This window comes from Xanthobacter aminoxidans (assembly GCF_043193615.1).
Taxonomy (GTDB): domain Bacteria; phylum Pseudomonadota; class Alphaproteobacteria; order Rhizobiales; family Xanthobacteraceae; genus Xanthobacter; species Xanthobacter aminoxidans.
This window is the reverse complement of sequence record NZ_JBAFUS010000008.1, coordinates 38,743-60,261: the sequence shown is the minus strand read 5'-3', so window position 1 is coordinate 60,261 and position 21,519 is coordinate 38,743. Positions and strand designations below refer to the sequence as shown.

The 21,519-nt window shown below is 66.8% G+C and carries 22 protein-coding genes; 15 read left to right on the top strand and 7 right to left on the bottom strand.

The features are described from left to right. Positions 1-54 precede the first annotated feature (54 nt). From V5F74_RS24095 to V5F74_RS24065, 7 genes are all read left to right on the top strand, one after another. Complete coding sequence (locus V5F74_RS24095; RefSeq protein ID WP_029557336.1) at positions 55-342, top strand: DUF1330 domain-containing protein; 288 nt, start codon at positions 55-57, stop codon at positions 340-342. A 44-nt stretch (positions 343-386) separates the two neighbouring features. Further along, entirely contained in the window at positions 387-1,487 is a 1,101-nt protein-coding gene (locus V5F74_RS24090) for an acyl-CoA dehydrogenase family protein (RefSeq protein WP_394010229.1), read from the top strand. Continuing rightward, complete coding sequence (locus V5F74_RS24085) at positions 1,474-2,649, top strand: acyl-CoA dehydrogenase family protein (RefSeq protein ID WP_394010228.1); 1,176 nt, start codon at positions 1,474-1,476, stop codon at positions 2,647-2,649. The genes V5F74_RS24090 and V5F74_RS24085 overlap by 14 nt, the downstream gene beginning before the upstream one ends. A 52-nt stretch (positions 2,650-2,701) precedes the next feature. Continuing rightward, complete coding sequence (locus V5F74_RS24080) at positions 2,702-3,073, top strand: Zn-ribbon domain-containing OB-fold protein (RefSeq protein WP_394010227.1); 372 nt, start codon at positions 2,702-2,704, stop codon at positions 3,071-3,073. A 16-nt stretch (positions 3,074-3,089) separates the two neighbouring features. After that, entirely contained in the window at positions 3,090-4,244 is a 1,155-nt protein-coding gene (locus tag V5F74_RS24075; protein ID WP_394010226.1) for a thiolase, read from the top strand. A gap of 77 nt (positions 4,245-4,321) precedes the next feature. Next, complete coding sequence (locus V5F74_RS24070) at positions 4,322-5,095, top strand: SDR family NAD(P)-dependent oxidoreductase (protein WP_197022985.1); 774 nt, start codon at positions 4,322-4,324, stop codon at positions 5,093-5,095. Between the two features lie 82 nt (positions 5,096-5,177). After that, positions 5,178-5,936: an SDR family NAD(P)-dependent oxidoreductase gene (locus V5F74_RS24065; RefSeq protein WP_394010225.1), complete on the top strand. Its 759-nt coding sequence runs from the start codon at positions 5,178-5,180 to the stop codon at positions 5,934-5,936. 18 nt (positions 5,937-5,954) lie between these two features. Here the strand turns inward: V5F74_RS24065 and V5F74_RS24060 are convergent, their stop codons facing one another. After that, positions 5,955-6,938 (bottom strand): Bug family tripartite tricarboxylate transporter substrate binding protein, encoded by a 984-nt coding sequence (locus V5F74_RS24060; RefSeq protein ID WP_394010224.1) that lies wholly within the window; start codon positions 6,936-6,938, stop codon positions 5,955-5,957. 76 nt (positions 6,939-7,014) lie between these two features. Continuing rightward, the gene (locus tag V5F74_RS24055) at positions 7,015-7,887 is read right to left on the bottom strand and encodes an enoyl-CoA hydratase-related protein (RefSeq protein ID WP_051679052.1); all 873 of its coding nucleotides are present in this window, start codon (positions 7,885-7,887) and stop codon (positions 7,015-7,017) included. A gap of 128 nt (positions 7,888-8,015) precedes the next feature. Between V5F74_RS24055 and V5F74_RS24050 the strand changes: the two genes are divergently transcribed. Further along, positions 8,016-9,677 carry an AMP-binding protein gene (locus V5F74_RS24050; RefSeq protein ID WP_394010222.1) on the top strand — a complete coding sequence of 554 codons (1,662 nt, stop codon included), beginning with the start codon at positions 8,016-8,018 and terminating at the stop codon, positions 9,675-9,677. Between the two features lie 58 nt (positions 9,678-9,735). Then, positions 9,736-10,950 carry an ABC transporter substrate-binding protein gene (locus V5F74_RS24045; protein ID WP_394010221.1) on the top strand — a complete coding sequence of 405 codons (1,215 nt, stop codon included), beginning with the start codon at positions 9,736-9,738 and terminating at the stop codon, positions 10,948-10,950. A gap of 80 nt (positions 10,951-11,030) precedes the next feature. On the opposite strand, the gene V5F74_RS24040 is transcribed toward V5F74_RS24045, so the two are convergent. The 5 genes from V5F74_RS24040 to V5F74_RS24020 are packed head-to-tail and all read right to left on the bottom strand — an operon-like array spanning position 11,031 to position 15,710. Next, a complete protein-coding gene (locus tag V5F74_RS24040) occupies positions 11,031-11,729 on the bottom strand; it encodes a TetR/AcrR family transcriptional regulator (protein ID WP_051679054.1) in 699 nt (232 codons plus the stop codon). Between the two features lie 8 nt (positions 11,730-11,737). Next, positions 11,738-12,526 carry an enoyl-CoA hydratase-related protein gene (locus tag V5F74_RS24035; RefSeq protein ID WP_029557347.1) on the bottom strand — a complete coding sequence of 263 codons (789 nt, stop codon included), beginning with the start codon at positions 12,524-12,526 and terminating at the stop codon, positions 11,738-11,740. Between the two features lie 12 nt (positions 12,527-12,538). Beyond that, a complete protein-coding gene (locus V5F74_RS24030; RefSeq protein ID WP_394010220.1) occupies positions 12,539-13,297 on the bottom strand; it encodes an enoyl-CoA hydratase/isomerase family protein in 759 nt (252 codons plus the stop codon). After that, positions 13,297-14,475, bottom strand: a complete 1,179-nt coding sequence (locus V5F74_RS24025; protein WP_394010219.1) for an acyl-CoA dehydrogenase family protein — start codon at positions 14,473-14,475, stop codon at positions 13,297-13,299. Before V5F74_RS24025 ends, V5F74_RS24030 begins: the two co-directional genes overlap by 1 nt. A gap of 5 nt (positions 14,476-14,480) precedes the next feature. After that, the gene (locus V5F74_RS24020) at positions 14,481-15,710 is read right to left on the bottom strand and encodes a CaiB/BaiF CoA transferase family protein (RefSeq protein WP_394010218.1); all 1,230 of its coding nucleotides are present in this window, start codon (positions 15,708-15,710) and stop codon (positions 14,481-14,483) included. A gap of 260 nt (positions 15,711-15,970) precedes the next feature. On the opposite strand from V5F74_RS24020, the gene V5F74_RS24015 reads away from it, so the two are divergent. The 6 genes from V5F74_RS24015 to V5F74_RS23990 are packed head-to-tail and all read left to right on the top strand — an operon-like array spanning position 15,971 to position 21,516. Continuing rightward, positions 15,971-16,849, top strand: a complete 879-nt coding sequence (locus tag V5F74_RS24015; protein ID WP_029557351.1) for a 3-hydroxyacyl-CoA dehydrogenase family protein — start codon at positions 15,971-15,973, stop codon at positions 16,847-16,849. A 57-nt stretch (positions 16,850-16,906) separates the two neighbouring features. Beyond that, positions 16,907-17,593, top strand: coding sequence for a 3-hydroxyacyl-CoA dehydrogenase family protein (locus V5F74_RS24010; protein ID WP_051679436.1), 687 nt, complete (start codon positions 16,907-16,909; stop codon positions 17,591-17,593). Further along, positions 17,590-19,212, top strand: a complete 1,623-nt coding sequence (locus V5F74_RS24005; protein WP_394010217.1) for an AMP-binding protein — start codon at positions 17,590-17,592, stop codon at positions 19,210-19,212. Before V5F74_RS24010 ends, V5F74_RS24005 begins: the two co-directional genes overlap by 4 nt. Next, on the top strand, positions 19,209-19,973 hold the full coding sequence (locus V5F74_RS24000; protein ID WP_394010216.1) for an SDR family NAD(P)-dependent oxidoreductase: 765 nt from the start codon (positions 19,209-19,211) through the stop codon (positions 19,971-19,973). The genes V5F74_RS24005 and V5F74_RS24000 overlap by 4 nt, the downstream gene beginning before the upstream one ends. Beyond that, positions 19,970-20,380 carry a Zn-ribbon domain-containing OB-fold protein gene (locus V5F74_RS23995; protein ID WP_394010214.1) on the top strand — a complete coding sequence of 137 codons (411 nt, stop codon included), beginning with the start codon at positions 19,970-19,972 and terminating at the stop codon, positions 20,378-20,380. Before V5F74_RS24000 ends, V5F74_RS23995 begins: the two co-directional genes overlap by 4 nt. Continuing rightward, positions 20,377-21,516: a thiolase family protein gene (locus tag V5F74_RS23990; RefSeq protein ID WP_394010213.1), complete on the top strand. Its 1,140-nt coding sequence runs from the start codon at positions 20,377-20,379 to the stop codon at positions 21,514-21,516. The genes V5F74_RS23995 and V5F74_RS23990 overlap by 4 nt, the downstream gene beginning before the upstream one ends. Positions 21,517-21,519: the final 3 nt, after the last annotated feature.

The window sequence follows — 21,519 nt, the reverse complement described above, 5'->3', positions numbered from 1 at the left end:
CCGCGACACGTCGTGGCACGAGGCATTCCATGAAATGCAGGCAGGGAGACGCGAATGGCGGCGTATTTGATTTGCGAGGTGGATCAGATCGATGCGGAAGCCGCGTCGACCTATCTGCCCCAGGCCGCTGCAGCGATTTCCGCGTTCGGGGGGCGCTATCTGTCTCGTGGCGGCGAAACACGGCTTGTCGAAGGGGAAAAACAGCCCGGCCGCATCGTCGTTATCGAGTTCCCATCGATGGACGTCGCCATGCAGTTCTATGAGTCGGATGCGTATCGGGCGCCGCGAGATCTTCGTCGCGCAACGACGAAATCCCGTCTTGTCCTCGCGGATGGTCTCTGAGGGGCGGAAAAGACGTGACGGCTATGTTGCTTCCAGACGACCAGATGGTCGATGACAGCGAATTGCGGTTGCTCGGGGATAGCGCGGAGGCCTTCCTTGCGGCGCGCGCATCCAGCGGGCGGCTGCGCGCGGGCGGTCCGGTCCTTGATCCGGACATATGGGCCGCCATGGCCGAGCAGGGGTGGCTCGGCATGTGTCTGCCCGAGGCCCAGGGCGGGCTCGGGATGGACGCTTCCGCGGCCTGCGTGCTCACCGAGGCGTTCGGTGCCGCGCTCCTTCCCGAACCCTTCATCGCCATGGCGCTGATGCCGTCGCTTCTCCTCGCCGCCCTGCCGGGCGCCGGGGATGAGATCGCAGCCGGTATCGCCGCAGGGGAGCGCCTTGTGACCGTCGCCTGGCAGGAGGCCGCGGAGAACCTCGCTCCTCTTCCAAGGGATGCTGTGGTCGAGCGGAACGGTGATCACCTTGTGCTGCGCGGGCGCAAGGTCTGCGTTCCGGCCATTGCCAGCGCGGGCGAATGGCTCGTCACGGCGGTGCTCGACGGGGCGAGCGCGTTGCTGCGCGTGGGGCCGGCGTCGCCGGGCGTGGAGGTGGAGCAGGTCCTGCTCGTCGACGGCACCCGCATGGGCGCCGTGTCGTTTGCGCAGGTCCGCCTGGATGAGACTGCGGTTCTGGCTCGGGGTGACGAGGTGGAGCGGGCAACCGCGCGGATGATCGCCGGCGGCCAGCTCGCTCTGGCGGCGCAGCTGTACGGCATCGCCAAGGCGAGCCTGCACATCTCATTGCGATACATGGAGACGCGGGTCCAGTTCGGCAGCGCGATCGCGCGCTTTCAATCCCTCAGGCATCGGGCGGTGGACCTGAAGATCGGTCTTGAACTGGCCCGGGCCGCGCTGCGGGACGCTCGTCGTCCCCATGGGGCCGGAGACGAAGCCATCAGCGCCGCCAAGGCGAGCGCATCGGAGGCGGCGGTGGCAACCAGCCGTGCCGGCATTCAGCTGCACGGCGCGATGGGCTTCTCCGATGAAGCCGACATCGGGCTCTACCACAAGGCCGCGTTGACCGGGGCCGCATGGCTCGGCAGCGCGCGCCTTCACCGGACCACCTCGACCCAGGGCAGAGGACGCGACCGTGAATCGGCTTGAAGAGATTTCCGCTTCCGTCGTGGCGCATCGGTCGGAACTGGCGGATGCCGAATTCCGGGCCGCGTGGCGCGCGTGGCTGGAAGAGCATTGCGATGTGCAGATGCTGCGTCCGGCGCGACGGCTGGCCGGAGCCCCCCTGAAGGCTTGGCTGCGCAAGCTCAATGTCCATGGCTGGCGCGCCCCGGGCTGGCCGCGAGAGCACGGCGGCATGGGCCTGTCCTTCGCCAAGCAGCTCATCTATCGCGAAGAGCTGGAACGGCTTGGTGTCACACGTTGGCTCGACCTTGGTGAAACCCTGCTCGGCCCCATGCTCATGCGTCATGGCACGCAGGAGCAGAAGGCCACTTTGCTGCCGCGCATTCTTGATTGCTCGGATTTCTGGTGTCAGGGCTACTCCGAGCCGAATGCAGGATCGGATCTCGCCAGCCTGCGGACCACAGCGGTGCGTGACGGGGACGACTTTATCGTCAATGGCCAGAAGATCTGGACCACGTTCGTTCAGGACGCAACGCACATCTTCACCCTGGTCCGCACCGGGCGCTACGAGCGCAGGCAGCAGGGCATCAGCTTTCTTCTCATAGACATTGAGACGCCTGGAATCACGCGGCGCGGCATCCGCAATATTGCAGGCGATAGCGAGTTCGGCGAAGTCTTCTTCGACGATGTCCGGGTGCCGTCCTCGCAGCTTCTTGGCACGCTGGACGAGGGGTGGACCATCGCGAAGTCTCTTCTGGAGTTCGAGCGGACCAGCATCGGAAGCCCCTTCCTCGCGGATCTCGCGCTGAAGATGCTGAACAGCCTCGCGGAGCGCTGCGGCATCGCGGATGATCCCGTGTTTGCAGCCCGGATGAAGGGGTTCGCGTCCGAGCTTGACGTCGCGCGTTTGCTCTATGCCGACTTGTGCGGGCGGTTTGTCGCCGGCGAGAAGCTCGACAGCGAGTTCTCCATGATGAAGCTTGTGTCCACCGAGCTTTTCCAGCGCACCGCGGAGTACGCGGTGGAGGTGCTGACCCCCTACCAGGCCGGACATCACGACCAGCCCACGCGCGTGCTGTTCGAGGAGCTTAACCATCTCTACCTGATCTCGCGACCGGTGACGATTTTCGGCGGCACCAGTGAGGTCCAGCGCGACATCATCAGCCGCTCCCTTCTCGCTGTCTGAGGCGGGTTCACCCCTTTTTTCTAGCAATCGCGACGGCCGAACAGGAGGCCTCATGGGATACATTCGTCCACTCCAGGACTACATGGAGTTTCTTTCGAAGGGGAAGCTGATGCTTCTCAGGTCGCGGTCGACGGGTGGGTACGTCTTCTATCCCCGCGTCGCCGAGCCTCGGACGGGAGCCACCGACCTCGAGTGGGTGGAGGCCTCGGGCCGGGGGGCGATCTATGCCTGCACCATCGTGCGCCAGCGCCCGCCCACGCCGCACTACAACGTCGTTCTGGTCGACCTCGCCGAGGGGCCTCGCATGATGTCCACCGTCGTCGAGATGGAGAACGAGGACATCCGCATCGGCATGCCTGTCCAGGCTGCCATCATCGAGCGCGACGGAGTGCCCCTCGTCGTGTTCAAGCCCGCCAATACCTGAGGATAGGATCGAGAGCGTGGACGACACCTTTCCCCGCGGTCGAACCGCAATTGTCAGTAATGCCACCTACGGGTTGGGCGAGGCGCCGGGCCTCAGCTCCATGGACCTCGCCGCGCATGCGAGCGTGACCGCGCTCTCGCGCATCGGCCTGACGCCGGCAGACGTGGATGGCGTGTTCATCGGCCTGCCCGACGATTATCTCTCCGGGCTGACCCTGTCGGAATATCTCGGCATCAAGCCGCGCATCTCGGACAACAACCGCACCGGCGGGTCGGCCTTCCAGACCCACGTCGCCTGGGCCGCGATGGCGCTGGCCGCCGGCCAGTGCGACGTGGCCCTCATCGCCTATGGGTCCAACCAGCGCACCGCCTCGGGAAAGCTGGTCCAGTCGAACCGCCCGTCTCCCTACGAGGGACCCTACCGGCAGCTCCTGCCGATCTCCTCCTATGCGCTTGCCGCCTCGCGCCACATGCATCTCTACGGCACCACGAGGCGGCAGCTCGCGGAGGTCGCCGTGGCCGCGCGCGGCTGGGCGAAGCTCAATCCGGAAGCGTTCATGCGGGACGACCTCACCATCGAGGATTGCCTCGCGGCGCGCCTGGTTTCCGATCCGCTGGGGCTCAGGGATTGTTGCCTCGTCACGGACGGGGCCGGTGCCATCGTGATGGTGCGGGCGGACAGGGCGCGGGACTTCACGCCGAAGCCGGCCTACGTGCTCGGCGCGGCCTCCGCCGTCACGCACCGCGACATCACCAACATGCCCGACCTCACGGTGACGGGCGTGGCCGAGGCCGCGCCCCGCGCCTACGCGCAGGCTCGGGTGAAGCCGGCGGATATCGACGTGGTCGAGCTCTATGACGCCTTCTCCATCAACACCATTCTCTTCCTGGAGGATGCCGGCTTCTGCCCGAAGGGCGAGGGCGGCCGCTTCGTGGAGGATGGCGCAATCGGACCTGGCGGCCGGCTGCCGGTCAACACCAATGGCGGCGGCCTCTCGTGTGTCCATCCCGGCATGTATGGGCTGTTCACGATCATCGAGGCGACGCGCCAGTTGGCCGGGGAGGCGGGTGCGCGGCAGGTGGCCAACGTGGACCTCGCCTTCGCTCAGGGGAATGGCGGGATGCTGTCCAGTCAAGCCGTGGTGATCCTCGGCAGCGAGGCGACCCTCTGACCCCCCGGCAGACCGATCACGCGGCCCCGCGTCATGCCGCGCAGGACCCGTTTCGGCTGGATGGCCGCACCGTCATCGTGACCGGTGCGGGATCGCGCGGCGAGGGGATCGGCAACGGTCGCGCCATCGCGGTGCTGATGGCGCAGGCGGGTGCGCGCGTCGTGGCCGCGGATCGCGACGCTTCGGCGCTCGACGCCACGCTGGCGATGATCGCCGAGACCGGTGTTCCCGGCCTGGGGGTGGTCGCGGACGTGGGGGATCCGGCGGGCTGCGCGCAGATCGTGAATGGCGCGCTGGAGCGGTTCGGGCAGCTCGACGTGCTCGTGAACAATGTCGGGATCGTCGGCCCCGCCGGGACCGCCGAGGACGTCGATCCGGAGGCCTGGGACGACGCCTTCCGGATCAACGTGAAGTCGGTGATGCTGATGGCCCGCCATGCGGTTCCCGCGCTGCGGCGTTCGTCCGCCGCGGCGATCGTCAATGTCTCGTCCATCGTGGCGCAACGCGGCGGACATCCGAGCCTGTGTTACCCCGCCACGAAAAGCGCTGTACTGGGAATGACCACCGCCATGGCATCGCACTATGGGCCGGCGGGCATTCGCGTGAACAGCGTGATGCCGGGCAACGTCTTCACGCCGATGGTCACAACCCGTGGCATGTCGGAGGAGATGCGGCTGCAGCGCCGGGAGAACAACCTCCTGAAGATCGAGGGGACGGGGTGGGACGTGGGTTATGCGACCCTATTCCTGGCGAGCCAGGCGGCCCGCTGGATCACGGGCGTGATCCTCCCGGTCGATGGCGGCCTGACCTCGTCCGTTCCCCTTCCGACGCCTCCCGTCAGCCGCGGCTGAAGTGTGGGGCCTTCGGCGTTGATGGCGCCGCCGGCCTCGCTGCCCGGTCTTCACGCAGGCCATACTTTCGGAGGACATGCCGATGAATTCCCGCGTAGATTCAAGAGTCGCGGTGGTGACGGGAGCCGGGCGGGGCATCGGGTTTGCCTGCGCCCGGCGTTTCCTCGCCGATGGCTATTCCACCATCCTGCTTGACCGTGTCGAACCCAAGGACGCCATCGGCTCGCTGGGACCCCGGGCCTCCTTCATGGCGTGCGACGTCGGCTCGGCCGCGGCGGTTGCCGCCGTCTTCGAGGCGGTAAGGGCTGAACATGGCCGGCTCGACGTGCTGGTCAACAATGCGGCCATCAACATTCCCGCCCACTTCCTTGACCTGACTGAGGCCGTCCTCGACGAGACGCTCCGGGTCAACGTCAAGTCCGTCCTTCTGTGCGGGCAGGCCGCGGCACGGCTGATGATGGGAAACGGCGGGGGCGCCATCGTCAACATCGCCTCCGTGAGCGCGACCATGTCGACGCCGACCAGCGTCCCCTATGCGACGTCCAAGGGGGCGGTCGTGTCGCTGACCAGATCCATGGCTCTCGGCCTTGCCGGCCACGGCATCCGCGTCAACGCCGTTGCGCCGGGCACGGTCGTGACGGAAATGACCCGGGAGCGGCTGCTGGGAGACGAAGCCGCGCGCCGCCGCATCCTGTCCCGCACGCCAATCGGCAGGGTGGGAACTCCCGAGGAGATCGCAGGCGTCGTGGCCTTCCTCGCCGGCCCGGACTCGAGCTTCATGACCGGCGAGGTGGTCAATGTGGAGGGCGGCCGCTTCTGCCTCAACTATGTCATGGACTGAGGCGCCCCGGATTGTGCTTCATTCCAGCGAAATCTTCGCCTTCGCCGTGACGAGCCGCCATTTTTCCAGATTGCTGGCGATGTAGTCTTTCGCGCTGACGGGGTTCGAATCCGCGATCGGGTCGATCAGCGAGGCGCGAATCTCGTCCTGGAAGGCGGTCTTGGACATGACGTCGTGCGTGATGTCCGCCAGCTTGCCGACGACCGCGGCCGGGGTGCCGGCCGGAGCGAGGACGGCATTGAAGGTGCTGGCCAGCATGCCGGGAAGGCCCGCCTCGCGGGTCGTCGGTATGGCGGGCGCGTATGAGGCCCGCTTGTCGCTGCAATAGGCGAGCAGGCGAAGGGGGCCGCTCTCCTGGGAATAGGGCAGCATGCTCGTCAGCGTTTCGATGAAGAGGTCCACCTCTCCCCTGATGAGACCCAAAAGGGCTGCCGCGCCTCCGGTGTAGGGCACGTGGACGAGGTCGAGGCCGCCCGCCTCCATCTTGAAAAGCTCGAGCGAATAGTGGGCGATGGCGCCGATGCCGGTGGACGCGGCAGAGTATTTCCCCGGATTGGCCTTGATCTCCCGGATAAGGGCTTCGAGATTCTCGACCGGAAGTTTGGCCTTGTTGACGCCGATGACCATCGGCGTCTCCCCCACGATCGCGATGGGGCTAAAGCTCGAAACGGGGTCGTAACCGGCCTTGGAGTTCAGCAGGGCGTAGAGGATCAGGCTCGATGTCGCGAACGACAGCGTGTACCCATCTGGCGTAGACCGCGCCACCGACGCATTTGCGATGCTCGCCGAGGCTCCGGGCTTGTTGTCAATGACGACCGGGACGCCGAGGAGGGGGCTGACACGTTCGGCGTAGCGCCGCGCGAAGATGTCGGACTGACCGCCCGGCGGAAATCCCACGACGAGGCGGATCGGACGGTTCGGGAAATCGTCCTTGGCCAGCACGGCACCCGGCGACATCACCGCAACACCGGCGCCGACCTTCAGAAATGTCCTGCGATCCATTTTGGTTCTCCTCCCATTCTTGTTTTGTCGGTTCGGGTTGTCCTGGCCGCGCGGTCTGACGCCGCCTTCGGGAGGCTCAGGCGCCGCCGCCGCGATGTTTCACGCGCGGCTGGGTCTCTTGCTGGGACTGGCCTTCGGTGGGGTTCGCCGGCCAGCCGAAATGGGCTGGGCGCTTCTCCCGGAAAGCCCGGACCGCCTCAATGGCGTCCGGCGTGCAGACCAGCGCGGCCTGAACGTCCCGTTCAAGGTCCAGCTGGTCGCCGAACGAGTTGAAGGGGGCGGCATCGAGAATCCGGGTCTGTTCGGCGAACGCCCGCGGCGGGCCTTCTCTGAGGCGATGCGCCAGTGCCGTCGCTTCGCCCTGTAACGCCTCGTCCTCGACGCACTTCCAGACGAGGCCCCACTGCTCCGCCTGTGCCGCCGGCAACCGATCGCCAAGCATGGCAAGGCCGAGGGCCCGGCTGCGGCCGAGAAGTCGCGGCAGGAACCAGGTCATCCCCATGTCAGGCACCCGCGCGAGACGCAGTGCGAACGGGAAAAGGAAGTAGGACGACCGGGCTGCAAGAACCATGTCGCAGACCAGGGCAAGCCCGCAGCCGCCCCCGACGGCGGCGCCGTTGACCGCCGCAATCTTCGGCCGGTCGAAGGCATAGAGGTCACGCATCAGGCCGTTGATGGCGTCATCCATCAGGGCCCGGAACCGCCGGCTCGGGTCCGCTTGGCCCTCCTCCTCCTGCATGAAAGGCGCGCCGAGGTCGATGCCGGCGCAGAAGGCGCGGCCCGCTCCGGTAAGCAGGAGCACCCGGGCATCGGGTTTGTGGCGCAGTTCGCTCAGGACAGCACGAAGCTGCACGATCATCTGAAGATTGACCGCGTTCAGGACGTGCGGGCGATTGAGCGTTATCCGCGCAACCCCGTCTTCCACCACGGTCTCGATCATCTTTTCCATTGAGCCCTCCATCGGCACTCGAACAAAAAATAAATGAGTAGTCAATTTTATTGTGTGAACAGTTCCTCGCTGATACCTTTCCCGCGGGGATTTGGCATGTGGATGCCTATTCATAATCGTGGGGAAAGATGGATCAGGATCTTGCGCCCGAGACGATCGCTGCCCGGCTGGGCGTCGTGCTTCAGTCCGAGCGGATCGCGCGCATGAAGCAGCAGGGCTTCTGGACGGACGAACGCCTCGTCGATTGCCTCGATCGCGCCGTCCTGGCCCACCCGGATGCCGAGGCGATCGTGTCCGCCCGGAAGGACGGGGGCTGCGTGACGCGCCTCACCTATCGCGAACTCGCCGGGGAAGTGGAGCGCATCGCCGCCGGCCTTGCCGCACTCGGCGCCCAACCGGGCACAATCGTGTCGGTGCAACTGCCGTGCTGGTGGCAGTTCGCAGCCATCGTGCTCGCCTGCACGCGGCTCGGCTGCATCGTCAATCCGCTCATGCCCACCGCCAGGGCCCATGAGCTGAAGGCGGCGCTCAGCCTGTGCGACACGCGGATTTTCTTCATTCCCCGCAGCTTCCGGCAGGTGGACTATCCGTGTCTCCTTGATGGAGTGCGGAAGGACCTTCCCGGGCTTCGCCATGTGGTCGTGGTCGACGAGGCGGCACCGGGCGGCTTCGAGGGGCTGCCGTCCGGTGTGGCCATCCCGAAGGCCTTCACCCATGCCGACGCCGTCACGGAAATCATGTTCACCTCGGGCACCACGGGCGCGCCCAAGGGTGTGATGCAGACCTCGAACACGCTTCTCGCCGCGACCCGTGCCTTTGCGGAGCGCAATGGTCTCGGCGCCGGCGACACGATCTTCATGGCGTCGCCCCTCGCGCACCAGACCGGCTATCTCTGGGGGATCTTCCTTCCGATCTTCCTTGGTGCCCGCGTCGTCTACCTGGACCAGTGGGTGCCGCAGCGTGCGGCGCAGCTGATTGCGGCGGAACGCGCCACGTTCAGCGTCGCCGCCCCCACCTTCCTGACGGATCTCCTCGGCGTTCAGGAGGCAGAAGGGGCTGATCTTGGGTCGCTGAACGCCTTTCTGCTCGCCGGAGCACCGGTGCCGAAAGTGCTTGTGGAACGGGCGGCGGAGCGCCTCGGCGTCCGCATCGGCTCGGCATGGGGCATGACCGAGGTGGCACTCGTCACCATCTCCCACCCCTCGGACAGCGCCGAGCGGGTCTCCGCCACCGACGGCGCGCCGCTCCCCGGCACGCAGATCCGCATCGTGAATTCTGGCGGCGTGCCGGTGCCACCGCGCGTGGAGGGGCGATTGCAGGCGCGGGGGCCGTTCAATTTCGTCGGCTATCTCAAGCGTCCCGACCTCAACGACACCGATGCGGACGGCTGGTTCGAGACCGGCGACCTCGGCTACGTGGATGACGCCGGCTATCTCAGAATCACCGGCCGCGCCAAGGACATCGTCATTCGCGGTGGCGAGAAGATCCCGGTCGCGGACGTGGAGAACGTGCTGTACCGCCACCCGGCGATCGCCGACGCGGCCATCGTGGCCGTGCCGGATCCGCGGCTCGGCGAACGCGCCTGTGCCTATGTCACCTTGCGGGGCACGGACGGCTTCGACATGGCCGAAATGACCCGCTTTCTCGCCGCGTGCGGCGTGACCCGCACCTATTTCCCCGAGCGTCTCGAGATCATCGCGGAAATGCCCCGCACGGCCAGCGGGAAGATCCAGAAGTTCCTGTTGCGACAGCGGGCTGAGGTGGACACGGCCACCGCTTCGGCAGGGTAGGGGAAGGGCGGAATACCGCGCCGCCTCAAAAATGAATCAAGCTTCAGGAGGAGGAAACATGCGAGCTGTTCTGCTGGCTGCGCTTGCGGCAGGGTTTATGGCGGTGTCCGGATTGCCGGCCGCATCGGCCGACGGATCGACCGGCCCGGTCCGCGTGGGCGTGCTTACCGACATTTCCGGCTATCTGTCGTCGGCCCTCGGTCCGCCGACGGTCGATGCCGCCCGCATGGCTGCGGAAGACTTCGGCGGCACCGTCCTCGGTCGGCCGATCGAGGTACTCGGGGCCGATCACCAGAACAAGGCCGATATCGGCGCGGCCATCGCCCGCCGCTGGTTCGACGAGGATCAGGTGCAGGTGATCACGGGCATGGGGAATTCTGCGGTTGCCCTGAGCGTGCAGGGGCTGGCGGCGGAAAAGAACCGGATCGCGCTCTTCGCCTCGGCGGCGAGCACGGCGATCACCGGCAAGAGTTGCACCCGCAACGGCCTGCACTGGACTCACGACACTTACATGTTCGCCAACGCCTTGCCGAAGACGCTGCTGGCGCAGGGCGTGGACAGCTGGTTCCTGATCGCTTCCGACTATGCGTTCGGGCGCTCGCTGGCGGACGAGACGCGCAAGGTCATCGAGGCCCGGGGCGGCAAGGTGGTCGGGGTCGTCTATCATCCGCAGGGCACCACGGACTTCTCTTCCTTCCTGCTCCAGGCGCAGGGCTCCGGGGCCAAGGCGGTCGCCATCCTAAATTCGGGCAACGACACGGTGAACGCCATCAAGCAGGCGTCCGAATTCCAGATCACCCCCCGCCAGCGCCTGGTGGTGGGCATGCTTCTGGTCTCCGACGCTTATGCCATCGGCACCCAGCTGGGGCAGGGGCTTGAATTCTCGACCATCTTCTACTGGAACCAGAACCCCGAAGCGGCGGCTTTCTCGCGCCGCTTCTTCGCTCGCAACAAGGTGATGCCGACCGAGGCGCACGCCGGCGTCTACAGCGCGGTGACCCATTATCTGAAAGCCGTGAAGGCGGCGGGGACCACGGATGTCACGACGGTGGTCGACAAGATGCGGGCGACGCCGGTGAATGATTTCTACAGCGACAACCTCGAAATCCGCGCGGACGGCCGGTTGATGCGCCCCGCCTATCTCGCGCGGATCAAGGCGCCGTCGCAGCAGAAAGAGCCCTGGGATCTCTACGAGATCGTCGCCCGCATCGATCCGCAGGATGCATTCCGCCCGCTTGCCGAGGGGGAGTGTCCTCTGGTCATGAAGAAGTAGGCCCGGGCGACCGGATGCCGGCTCATCGTCCGGCATCCGCCCTTCCCGTCGGGCCCCTGGTACAGGGCCGGCGGCGGAAATCAGAGCGGGCGGCCATCCAGCAGGTTGTGGCGTGAGAAATGCGCCTCGCCCGCGTCGTTCAACATGCCGCGGATGATGACGCCAAGGGTCTTGCGGGCATAGTCTTCGAAGCTGATGACCTTGCGCAGCCGCCAGTTCTTGAGCCCCCAGGCGTGGGCGGAGTTGATGATCCAGTAGGTGGCGAGTTCCGGATCGACGTCCATGCAGAAGCCGGCGCGTTCGCATTCCAGAACGCAGTCCACGATCAACTGGTTGGTCTGAAGCTCTTTGGACTTCAGGATCGCGATCTGCTCCTTCTCGAGGGAGGCGCTCTCGCGATAGGCGAACAGGGTGGCCTGAACGCGCTGATCGATCACCTTGTAATAGGCGATCGCCGCGGCCTGGAGCCGTTCCAGCGGGTCCTTGACGCCGATCAGCGCGCTCGGGACGTCGCGGTTGTAGGCTTCGAGGATTTCCAGGATCACCTGAAAAAGCAGGTCTCGCTTGTCGTTGAAATACTGGTAGATCAGGCCCGAGCTGACGCCGGCGGCGGCCGCGATATCGGCGACCGTGGTCTCATGGTAGCCCTTCTGCTCGAAGCAGCTGAGCGCCCCGGAGAAAATCTGCTGGCGCCGCTGCTCCGTCTTGCGGTGGCGGCGCGTCGGCGTCGTCCCGCTCTTGCGGGCGGGTCGACGCGTTGGCAGCACGGTCTGATCCATCCAGCCCCTTATCCCTTCCGTCTGGCCGCGAAGTCGGGGGCACGCTTCTCGGCGAAGGCGACCCGACCCTCCTGGCACTCCGGCGATTCCAGATACAGCTGGAGGCCGGCATCGGCGAACAGCGCCTGCGCGCCCAGTCCACCGGTCTCCAAATTGAACGCACATTTAAGAAATTTCAATGCCGTCGGGCTGAGTGCGACAGTCTCCCGCGCCCAGGCTGTGGCTTCGGCCATCAGGCTGTCCCCCGGCACCACCTTGTTGACAAGGCCCCAGCGCTCCACCTCCGTCGCCGTGTACTGGCGACAGAAGAACCACATCTCGCGTGCCCTGCGCTCGCCGATGAGCCGGGTGAGATGGGTGCCCCAGCCGGCATCGAACGATCCGACGCGCGGCCCGACCTGTCCGAAACGGGCGTGCTCGGCGGCGATCGCCACGTCGCACACCGCTGCCAGGACGTTGCCTCCACCGATGGCGAATCCGTTCACCGCGGCAATGACCGGCTTGGGAATGGAGCGGATGGCGACGTGCAGGTCCTCGATCTCCCAGCGCCCGTTCTGGCTCAGGCCATAGCTTCCGGTCTCGACGAATTCCTTCTGGTCTCCGCCGACGCAGAACGCCTTGTTGCCCGCCCCGGTGAAGATCACCGCCCCCACATCGTCATCCGCCCAGGCGGCGCGGAAGGCGTGCAGCAATTCCTCCACCGTGCGTCCGCGAAAGGCATTGAGCCGCTTTTCGCGGTCGATGGTGATGGTGGCGATGCGGTCTGCCACCTCGTAGCGGATATCCGTGTAGTCCATGAAATGCGCTCCTCAGCGGGCACCGGCGAGAAAATCGGCGATGCGGGTTCGTGTGTCGGCCTGGTCGAACAGGCGGCGATCCGCCTCGCGTTCCTCGGCATATCCGTCTCGCGCCGGGTCGCCGGCGGCAGCGATGAGGGCCTTCGCCTCGCGAACGGCCGCTGGCGCGAGCCCGGCGATGCGGGTGACCACCGCCTCCACGGTCGCCTCCAGCGCCTCCGGAGGACAGGACCATTGCACGAGGCCGAGCCGCTCCGCCGTCGCGCCGTCGAGCGTGTCTGCGGAGAGGATGATGCGGGAGGCGATTCCCCGTCCGCACAGGCGGGTCAGGCGCTGGGTGCCGCCGGCGCCCGGGATGAGCCCGAGGCGCGCTTCGGGCAGGCCGAGCTTCGCCTTGTGCGATGCGATGCGGATGTCGCAGGCGAGCGCCAGTTCGAGGCCGCCGCCGAGCGCCGCGCCGCCGATCTCGCACACCACCACGGCCGGAAGGGCCTCGATGCGGGCGAACAGGCGCTGGAACTCGGACACGTCGCCCACCATGGCGTCCGCGCCGTCGGCACGGGCGAAGAGGGCGCGGACGTGGTCGAGATCCATGCCGGCGCAGAAGATCTTCTGGTCGGAGCGGATCAGGAGGGCCGACAATCCAGCCGCGCCCTCCAGCTGGTCCAGCAAGGCGTGGAAGCCTGCGAGCCATTCCGCGTTGATGGCATTGACCGGCGGGCGGCACAAAGTGAGGACGGCCTTCGGGCCGTCGAGCTTGAGGTCGAACATCAGCGGTTGCTCTTCTTCTGCGCGAACGATCGGCCGATCAGCTGGCGATGCACCTGGTTGGTGCCCTCCCAGATCTGGGTGATCTTGGCGTCGCGCATCAGGCGCTCCACCTCGTATTCCCGGCAGTAGCCGTAGCCGCCGAACAGCTGGACGGCCTCTTCGGTCACGCGCATGGCGACGTCTGTCGCCTTCATCTTCAGCATGGAGGATTCGATGCCGAAGTCGTCCGTGCCGCTTTCCACCATGTCCGCCACACGCCACAGCCAGCTCTCGGCCAGCACGATGTCGGTGGCGAGATCGGCGAGCAGGAACTGGATGCCCTGGTTGTCGATGATGCGCCGGCCGTTCTGCCTGCGCTCGTTGACATAGGCGACCGCCCGCTCGAACGCGCTCCGCGCGATGCCCAGCGCATGGGCGGCGACGCTCGGGCGCGACCGGTTGAGAGAGCCGAAAAGGATGTCGAGCCCCTCACCGGGCGCGCCGATGAGGTTCGCACGGGGGACACGGCAGCCGTCAAAGGCGAGGACCGCCGTACTGGAGGCGCGGTGTCCCATCTTCTTCTCCGTGCCCAGCACGGAATGGCCGGGAGTACCCTTTTCGAGCACCAGCACAGAGATCGCCGCCTTGGGGTCCTCGATCTCGGACCACTTGCCGAACAGGAGATAGAGATCCGCCACGTCGCCGTTGGTGATGAAGCACTTGCCGCCGTCGACGATCATGTCGTCCCCATCGGGGGTGAATCGGGTTTTCATGCCCGTGGCGTCGGACCCCGCGCCGGGCTCGGTGATGGCGAGGGCCGCGAGGCCGCCATCCGCGATGCGCGGCAGGAGACGCGCCTTCTGTTCCTCGCTGGCGAAGGCCACCACCGGCTTGATCGCGTGGAAGTTGGTCGCCCAGATGATGCCGGTGGATGCGCAGGCGCGGCTGATCTCCCGGACGCAGGCCAGATAGGCGCGATAGCTCAGCTCGGCGCCGCCATAGGCCTCCGGAATGAACATGGCATTGAGGCCGAGGGCGTTGATCGCCTGCACGTTTTCCCAGGGAAACGCGCTGGTTTCGTCGTAATGCGAAGCCTTCGGTGCGAACTGGTCCCGCGCGAGCGTGCAGACGCTGTCGAATAGCATGCGTTCGCTCTCGCTGAGGTCCAGCTGAGCATCGAGCCTGTCCAGTATGGTCATGGGGGTCAGATCACTCCTTGGCGACTCAGGCGATCGATTTCGGCGGCATCGAGTCCGATCCAGCCGGCGAGCACGTCGCGCGTATCGGCGCCCAGCACCGGCGGGGCGCGGCGTGGCCCGCAGGTGGACCCGTCGATGCCGATGCCGAGGCCGACCTGGGGAATGGTGCGGCCGTTGTCCTCCATCCGGTAGAGGAAGCCGCGAGCCTGAAGTTCCGGATCTTCCACCATTTGGTCGATCCGGTTGATGGGGCCGCAGGGGATGCCGGCGGCATCGAAGAGGTCCAGCCAGTGGGCGCGCGGCTTCGTGAGAAGGCGCGCCTGGATATGCGCCACGATCTCCGCCCGCGACGCATGGCGGTCGGCGTTGCTCCCGAAACGCGGATCGGCGCCGAAGGCCGGGTCGCCGATCGCCTCCCAGAAGCGGCGCCACAAGCCGTCATTGCCGAGGCCGAGGGTGATCGGATCGTCGGCCGTGTCGAACGCCTGGTAGATGGCGATGACGCTGTCCTTGCCGCCGGAGCGGCGGGGCACCTCGCCGGAGCCGAGATAGGTGACCACACGGGGGGTGAGAAAGCGGCTCATGCTCTCGAACATGGAGACGTCGATGGTGTGGCCCCGTGCGTTCTTCGCGCGGTCGTACAGGGCGGCGAGGGTGCCGATGACGGCATCCATGCCCGAGAGAAGATCGGCTGCAGGGGTGCCCACCTTCTGCGGCGGGCTGTCCGGCTCGCCCGTGAGGTCCATGACCCCGCTGAAGCCCTCCGCCACGATATCGTAGGAGGTCTTGTCGGCCCGCACGCCATCGAGGCCAAAGCCGGTGATGGAGACGAACACGAGGTTCGGGTTGAGGGCGCGCAGCGTCTCCCGGTCCACTTTCAGCTTTTTCTGAACCCGCGGAACGAGGTTGAGCACCACCACGTCGCTGACCGCCACGAGGCGGTGCAGCACCGCGAGGCCCTCCGGCTGGGCATAGTCCAGCGTCACGCTCGCCTTGTTGCGGTTCACGCTCAGGTACCAGAGCGACTCGCCGTCGAGGAAAGGCGGTCCCCACGCCCGGGAGTCGTCGCCGCGCCCCGGTCGCTCGATCTTCGTGATCTCCGCGCCGAGGTCGGCGAGCAGCATGGTGGCATAGGGGGCGGCGATGGAGGTGGTGAGGTCAAGCACTCTGACGCCGGCGAGCAGCGTGCAGGGCGGTGCGTCAGGTGCTGGGGGAAGGCGATGCAGCGGCAGCATGGAGCGTCCGTCATAAAATAATTACTTGTTCAATCATTTTTGACTGAAGGCGCTTGGCGCTGTCAATAGCGGAACACGCGCGCCTGCCTTTGCGAGGCCGGCCCGGTGATGCGCCAGATCACGCATTCGCAAAGGCTACGGCGCACGATAACGCCGATCTGCGAAATGCCCGGTTTGGACGGAAGCCTGCCTTCAGGTCTTGACGAAGATCGGAGGAGCGCGATAAAAACTGAATATAAATTCAAAAAAGGCAGTTGCAGATGGCCTGGGAGTGGAGCGCCGCCGCGGTCGCCGGTGCGGGAACGATGGGCGCCGGCATCGCGATCACCATTGCGCGCTCGGGGCTGAACACCTTCGTGTTCGACGAGAGCCCCGATGCCCTCGACCGCGCAAAGCGGCAGGTGGAGGCGTTTTTCGAAAGCTCGGTGCGCAAGGGCAAGCTCGATGCCGCGGCCGCGGCCGCGGCGACCGCGCGCCTGTCCTACGTCAAGGACGTCTCAGCCCTCGCCGAGGCGGACGTGGTCGTCGAGGCGATCTACGAGGAACTGGCAGCCAAGCAGCGGCTGCTCTCGACCCTGAATGCGGTGTGCCGGGATGACACCCTTTTTCTCACCAACACCTCGACGCTTTCCATCACCGAACTCGCGGCGGGTTCGGGGCGGCCGGATCGGGTGGTCGGAGCGCACTATTGCCTCCCGGCGCAGCTGATGCGGCTGGTGGAGATGTCAACGGCGATCCAGACCTCGGCGGCGAGCTGGGATCAAGCCTGGGCCTTCCAGCGTGCCACCGGCCAGCATCCTGTCGAGACCAAGGACCGGCCGGGCTTCGTGCTCAATTTCTTTTGCGTGCCCTACCACAACGACGTGATCCGCATGGTGGAGGCCGGGGTCGCCGAGCCCGCCGACATCGACAAGGCGGTGAAGGCGGCCATGGGCTTCGCCATGGGGCCGTGCGAGCTGATCGATCTCATCGGGCTGGACACGCAGCTGCGCGCCTCGGAGGCGTTCTTCTCGGTCACCAACAATCCGCGGACGTTCCCCCCTCCGCTGCTGCGCCGGATGGTGGCGGCCGGGCAGCTCGGCCGCAAAACCCGGCGTGGGTTCTTTGATTACGGTTCCGACGCCCTGTTCGGCGCCTAAGACGAGAAAAACCAAGCGCTGGCGCCGGATGGGCAGCCGCGAACGTGGGGAGGTATGATGCCGGACCTGAGCTATTCGATCGCGCGGACAGGCGAAAGTCGCGCATTTCCGGGCGCACACGCTTTCATCGATGGTGCCACTGCCGAAGGTGCGGTGCTTGTGCTGCTCGGCCCCGCGACAGCCGCGCGCTGCAGCGCGCCGGAGCGGACGGCGGTGCTGGTGGAGCTTGGTACGGAATGCCTGGCGGCCTATGAGCGCGAGGAGGATCCGCCGGCGTCGTCGAACCTGGTCGGCTTCGCGCGCTGGCGGCTCGGCGCCAATCCTCCATCGGATCTGATCGAACTGGTGGCCGGCCGCACCACGCGCCCGGATGCGCTCGATGCCGCCCAGGCCGTCTTCGAAGCGGCGGGCTTCACCGTCAGCCGGTGCGCGGACCGCGCCGGCCGCATCGTCGACCGCCTCCTGCGACCGCAGTTCAACCTCGCCCTCACGGCCCTCGACGACGGCCTTGCGACGGCCGAGGACATGGATCTGTGCCTCAAGCTGGGGCTTGGATATCGGCAGGGCCTGCTCGCGCCGCTCCTCGGCTCCGGGCTCGCCGACCACTACGACGTGACGCGGGCGCTGTTCGAGGTGTACGGGCAGGCGCAGTACGCCCCGCCGCGTCTGGCGGTCGTGGCGCGCCAGAAGGCGGACAAGGCTGAACCCTCCCATGCCTCCCTATTGCGGGAGGCCGGGGAATGAGCATCTACGACGACCTGCCCCTGGACCGGGTATGCCATGCGCCGCTCACGCCCCTGCGCTTCCTCGATCGGGCGGAGCAGTATTTCGCCGACCGAACCAGCGTTGTCAGCGGCGAAATCGCGCTGACGTGGCGGGAGACCGCCGCGCGATGCCGGCGGCTGGCCTCGGCGCTGGCGCGACGCGGCGTCGGTCCCGGCGACACGGTGTCGGTACTGGCGCCCAACGGCTTGGCCATCTACGAGGCGCACTTCGGCGTGCCCATGACGGGGGCCGTGCTCAATGCCGTCAACACGCGCCTCGAGCCCGAGACCGTCGCCTACATCCTCGCCCATTGCGAAGCCAAGGTGCTTCTTGTCGATACCGAATTCTCCGAGCTTGCCCGACAGGCCCTCGCCACGCTCGCGCACCCGCCTCTGGTCGTCGACATCGCCGACCCCGGCGGTCCCGGAGGCGCGCGGATCGGCTCGATCGAGTACGAGGACTTGCTGGCGGAGGGCGACCCCGCCTTCCGCTCGGCCCAGCCGTCGAGCGAGCTGCAACCCATCACGCTCGGCTATACGTCCGGCACCACCGGAAAGCCGAAGGGCGTGGTCTATGACCACCGCAATGCCTTCGTCGAATCCCTCGGCAACATGCTCGCCCTCGGCGTCAGCGGGCGTCCCCGGCTGGTCTGGGTGGTCCCCATCTTCCACGCAAACGGCTGGTGCTATCTGTGGCCCATGGCTGGGGTGGGCGCCACCAACATTCTGGTTCGCAAACCCTCCGGCGGCGCGATCCTCGGACTGATCGCCCGCCACGGTGCCACCCATGTCTTCGGCGCGCCGGTCATCGCGCAGATGATCGCCCAGGTTCCGGCGGCGGAACGGCCCGTCCTGTCGCACAAGGTGCGCATGCTCACGGCGGGCGCTCCACCGACCGCGGCGCAGTTCCTCGCTTTGGAGCAGATGGGGATCGATCTCGATCAAGGCTACGGCCTGTCCGAAGTGTGGGGACCAGCCATTTTCCGCGAGCCGCAGGAGGAATGGGCTGCCATGGCGCCTGCCGAGCGGGCGGCATTGAAGGTGCGACAGGGCATTCCCAACCTTGTTCTGGACAGCGCCATCGTGGCCGATCCGCTGACCCTGGAGCCGGTTCCGCGCGATGGCGCCACGCTGGGCGAGGTGATGTTCCGCGGCAATGTGGTGATGCGCGGCTATCTCAAAAATCCGGAAGCGACCCGCGAGGCCTTCGCTGGCGGTTACTTCCATTCCGGCGACCTCGCGGTCTGGCACCCGGATGGTGCGATCGAGCTGAAGGACCGGTCCAAGGACATCATCATCTCGGGCGGCGAGAACATCTCGTCCATCGAGATCGAGAATGCCATCTGCGCCCATCCCCATGTGCTCAGCGCCGCCGTTGTCGGGGTTCCGAGCGCGCGGTGGGGCGAAAGTCCGTTCGCATTCGTGGAGATCCGGGACGGTGTGGCGCTCGATGCTGCGGAACTTGAGGCGCACTGTCGGGCGCGGCTCGCCAGCTTCAAGGTTCCCTGCGGCTTCGCGTTCGGGCCGATCCCCAAAACGGCGACGGGAAAGGTTCAGAAATTCCTGCTGAGGCAGCAGGCTCGGGAGAATGCGGCATGAGCGACGCGCGGGAGCTGGCGGGCAAGACGGTTCTTGTCACAGGGGCGTCCTCCGGGCTCGGACGGCATTTCGCGCTGATGCTGGCGCGCAAGGGCGCGCGCGTCGCCGCCGCGGCCCGGCGCACCAGCCTTCTCGAGGATCTCGCGCGCGAAGCGGACGCGCTGGGCTGCACCATCGTGCCGGTCGCCATGGATGTGGCGTCCGTCGACGCTATCAAGGCCGGCGTCGCCGAGGTGGAGGCGGCGCTGGGGCCGATCCATATCCTGGTCAACAATGCGGGCATCGCGGTGCAGGCCAAGGCGCTTTCCACCACCGAGGCGGAATTCGATCGGGTGTTCTCCACCAACGTCCGCGGCGCCTTCTTCGTGGCCCAGGTCTGCGGCCAGCGGATGATCGAGCGGGGCATTGCCGGCCGCGTCGTCAACATCGCGTCCGTGGCGGGGCTCGTGCCCATGCCGCAACTCGGCGTCTACGGCATGTCCAAGGCGGCGGTGGTGCAGATGACGCGGGCGCTGGCCATCGAGTGGGCGCGTCACGGCATCTCCGTCAACGCCATCTGCCCCGGCTATGTCGCCACCGACCTCAATGCCGCGTTCTTCGGTTCCGAGGCCGGGCAGAAGATCACGGCGGCCCTGCCGAAGCGCCGGATCGCGCAGCCGCATGATCTCGACGGAACCCTGCTGCTGCTCGCCTCGCCCGAAGCCGGCGCCGTCATCAACGGCGCCATCATCTCCGTAGACGACGGATACATGCATTCATGACGGCCACGCGCAATCTCAGGGACGACCTGTTCGTCGCCGGTCCGCCGCCGCGCCTTCTCGGCAGCCGCTGCCGCGAGACGGGGGAGCTGTTCTACCCGGTGCAGGTGATGAACCCGGTGACCCATCGGGCCGGCACCATGGAAACGTGCGAGCTGGAGGGGACCGGGCGGCTCCTCAACTTCACCCGCATCCACCGCGGCATGCCCGGCTACGACTCGCCCCTCGTTCTGGGGATCGTGGAGCTGGACGCTGGCCCGACATTGACGGCCCAGATCACCGACTGGGCGGGAACCGACCTGCACATCGGCCAGCGGCTGGATCTCGTCATCGGCACCATTCGCACCGATCCCGACGGCACCCGAGTTCTCGGACCGAAATTCCGCCCGATCAAGGATGAGAACCTATGAGTGCGGTCCATGTGATTGGCGCCGGAATGACACAGTTCAAGCCGCATCCCACGGTCGAGGTTCACGAACTGGCGCGGCAGGCCGCCTGGGCGGCCATCGAGAGTTCGGGCGTGCGCCCGGAGGATATCGAACTGGCCTATGCCGGCCACGCCTATCAGGGGCAGTGTTTCGGCCAGAAGGTGCTGCTGAAGATCGGCATGACCGGCATGCCGGTGGTGAATTGCGAGAACGCCTGCGCGAGCGGCGCATCGGCGGTCTGGGGCGTCGTCAACGCCATCAAGGCCGGTCAGGCGGATATCGGCATCGCCATCGGTGCGGAAAAGCTCGCCTCGGCCAAAGGGGGCTTCACCCCGCTCGTTGCCGATGATCTCGAAAGCAGCATGGGCCGGGTCATGCCCTCCGTCTTCTCCATGATGGCGCGCAAGCACATGGACCGCTATGGCACCACGCTGGATCAGCTGGCCCGCATCGCGGTGAAGAACCGGCGCGGCGGGGTGCGTAATCCCTATTCCCCGTGGCGCGACGAGATCACGGTCGAGGACGTGCTCGCCGCGCCCATGATCGCCGAGCCCTTGACCCGCCTGTCCTGCTGCCCGGTGTCGGATGGCGCCGCCGCGGTCATCCTCGCGTCCGATCGGGTGGCGCGGCGCTACACGGCGCGACCTGTGGAAGTTCGCGCCGCCATTCTCGCGTCAGGCATCCGCAACGGCGTCGGCATGGCGGACGACCATTCCGAGATGACCATCCGCGCGGCCCGCCGGGCCTATGAGGTCGCCGGGATCGGTCCGGAGGAAGTGGACCTGTGCGAGCTGCATGATCCCTTCACCATCGCCGAGCTGGTGCACTACGAGGACCTCGGCTTCTGCGCACCGGGGGAGGGAGGGCGCGGCGTCGACGAAGGATGGTTCGACATCGGCGGGCGCGTCGCGGTGTCGCCCTCGGGCGGCCTGCTCGCTCGCGGTCATCCGCTGGGTGCGACCGGGGTCGCACAGATCGCGGAAATGTTCTGGCAACTGCGCGGAGAAGCCGGCGAGCGGCAGGTGCTGGGCGCGCGGGTGGGTCTCGCGCACACGGTCGGCGGAGGCGTCACCCAGATCGAGGCGGGCGCCACGTCGGTTCACATTCTGGTGGGATGACGC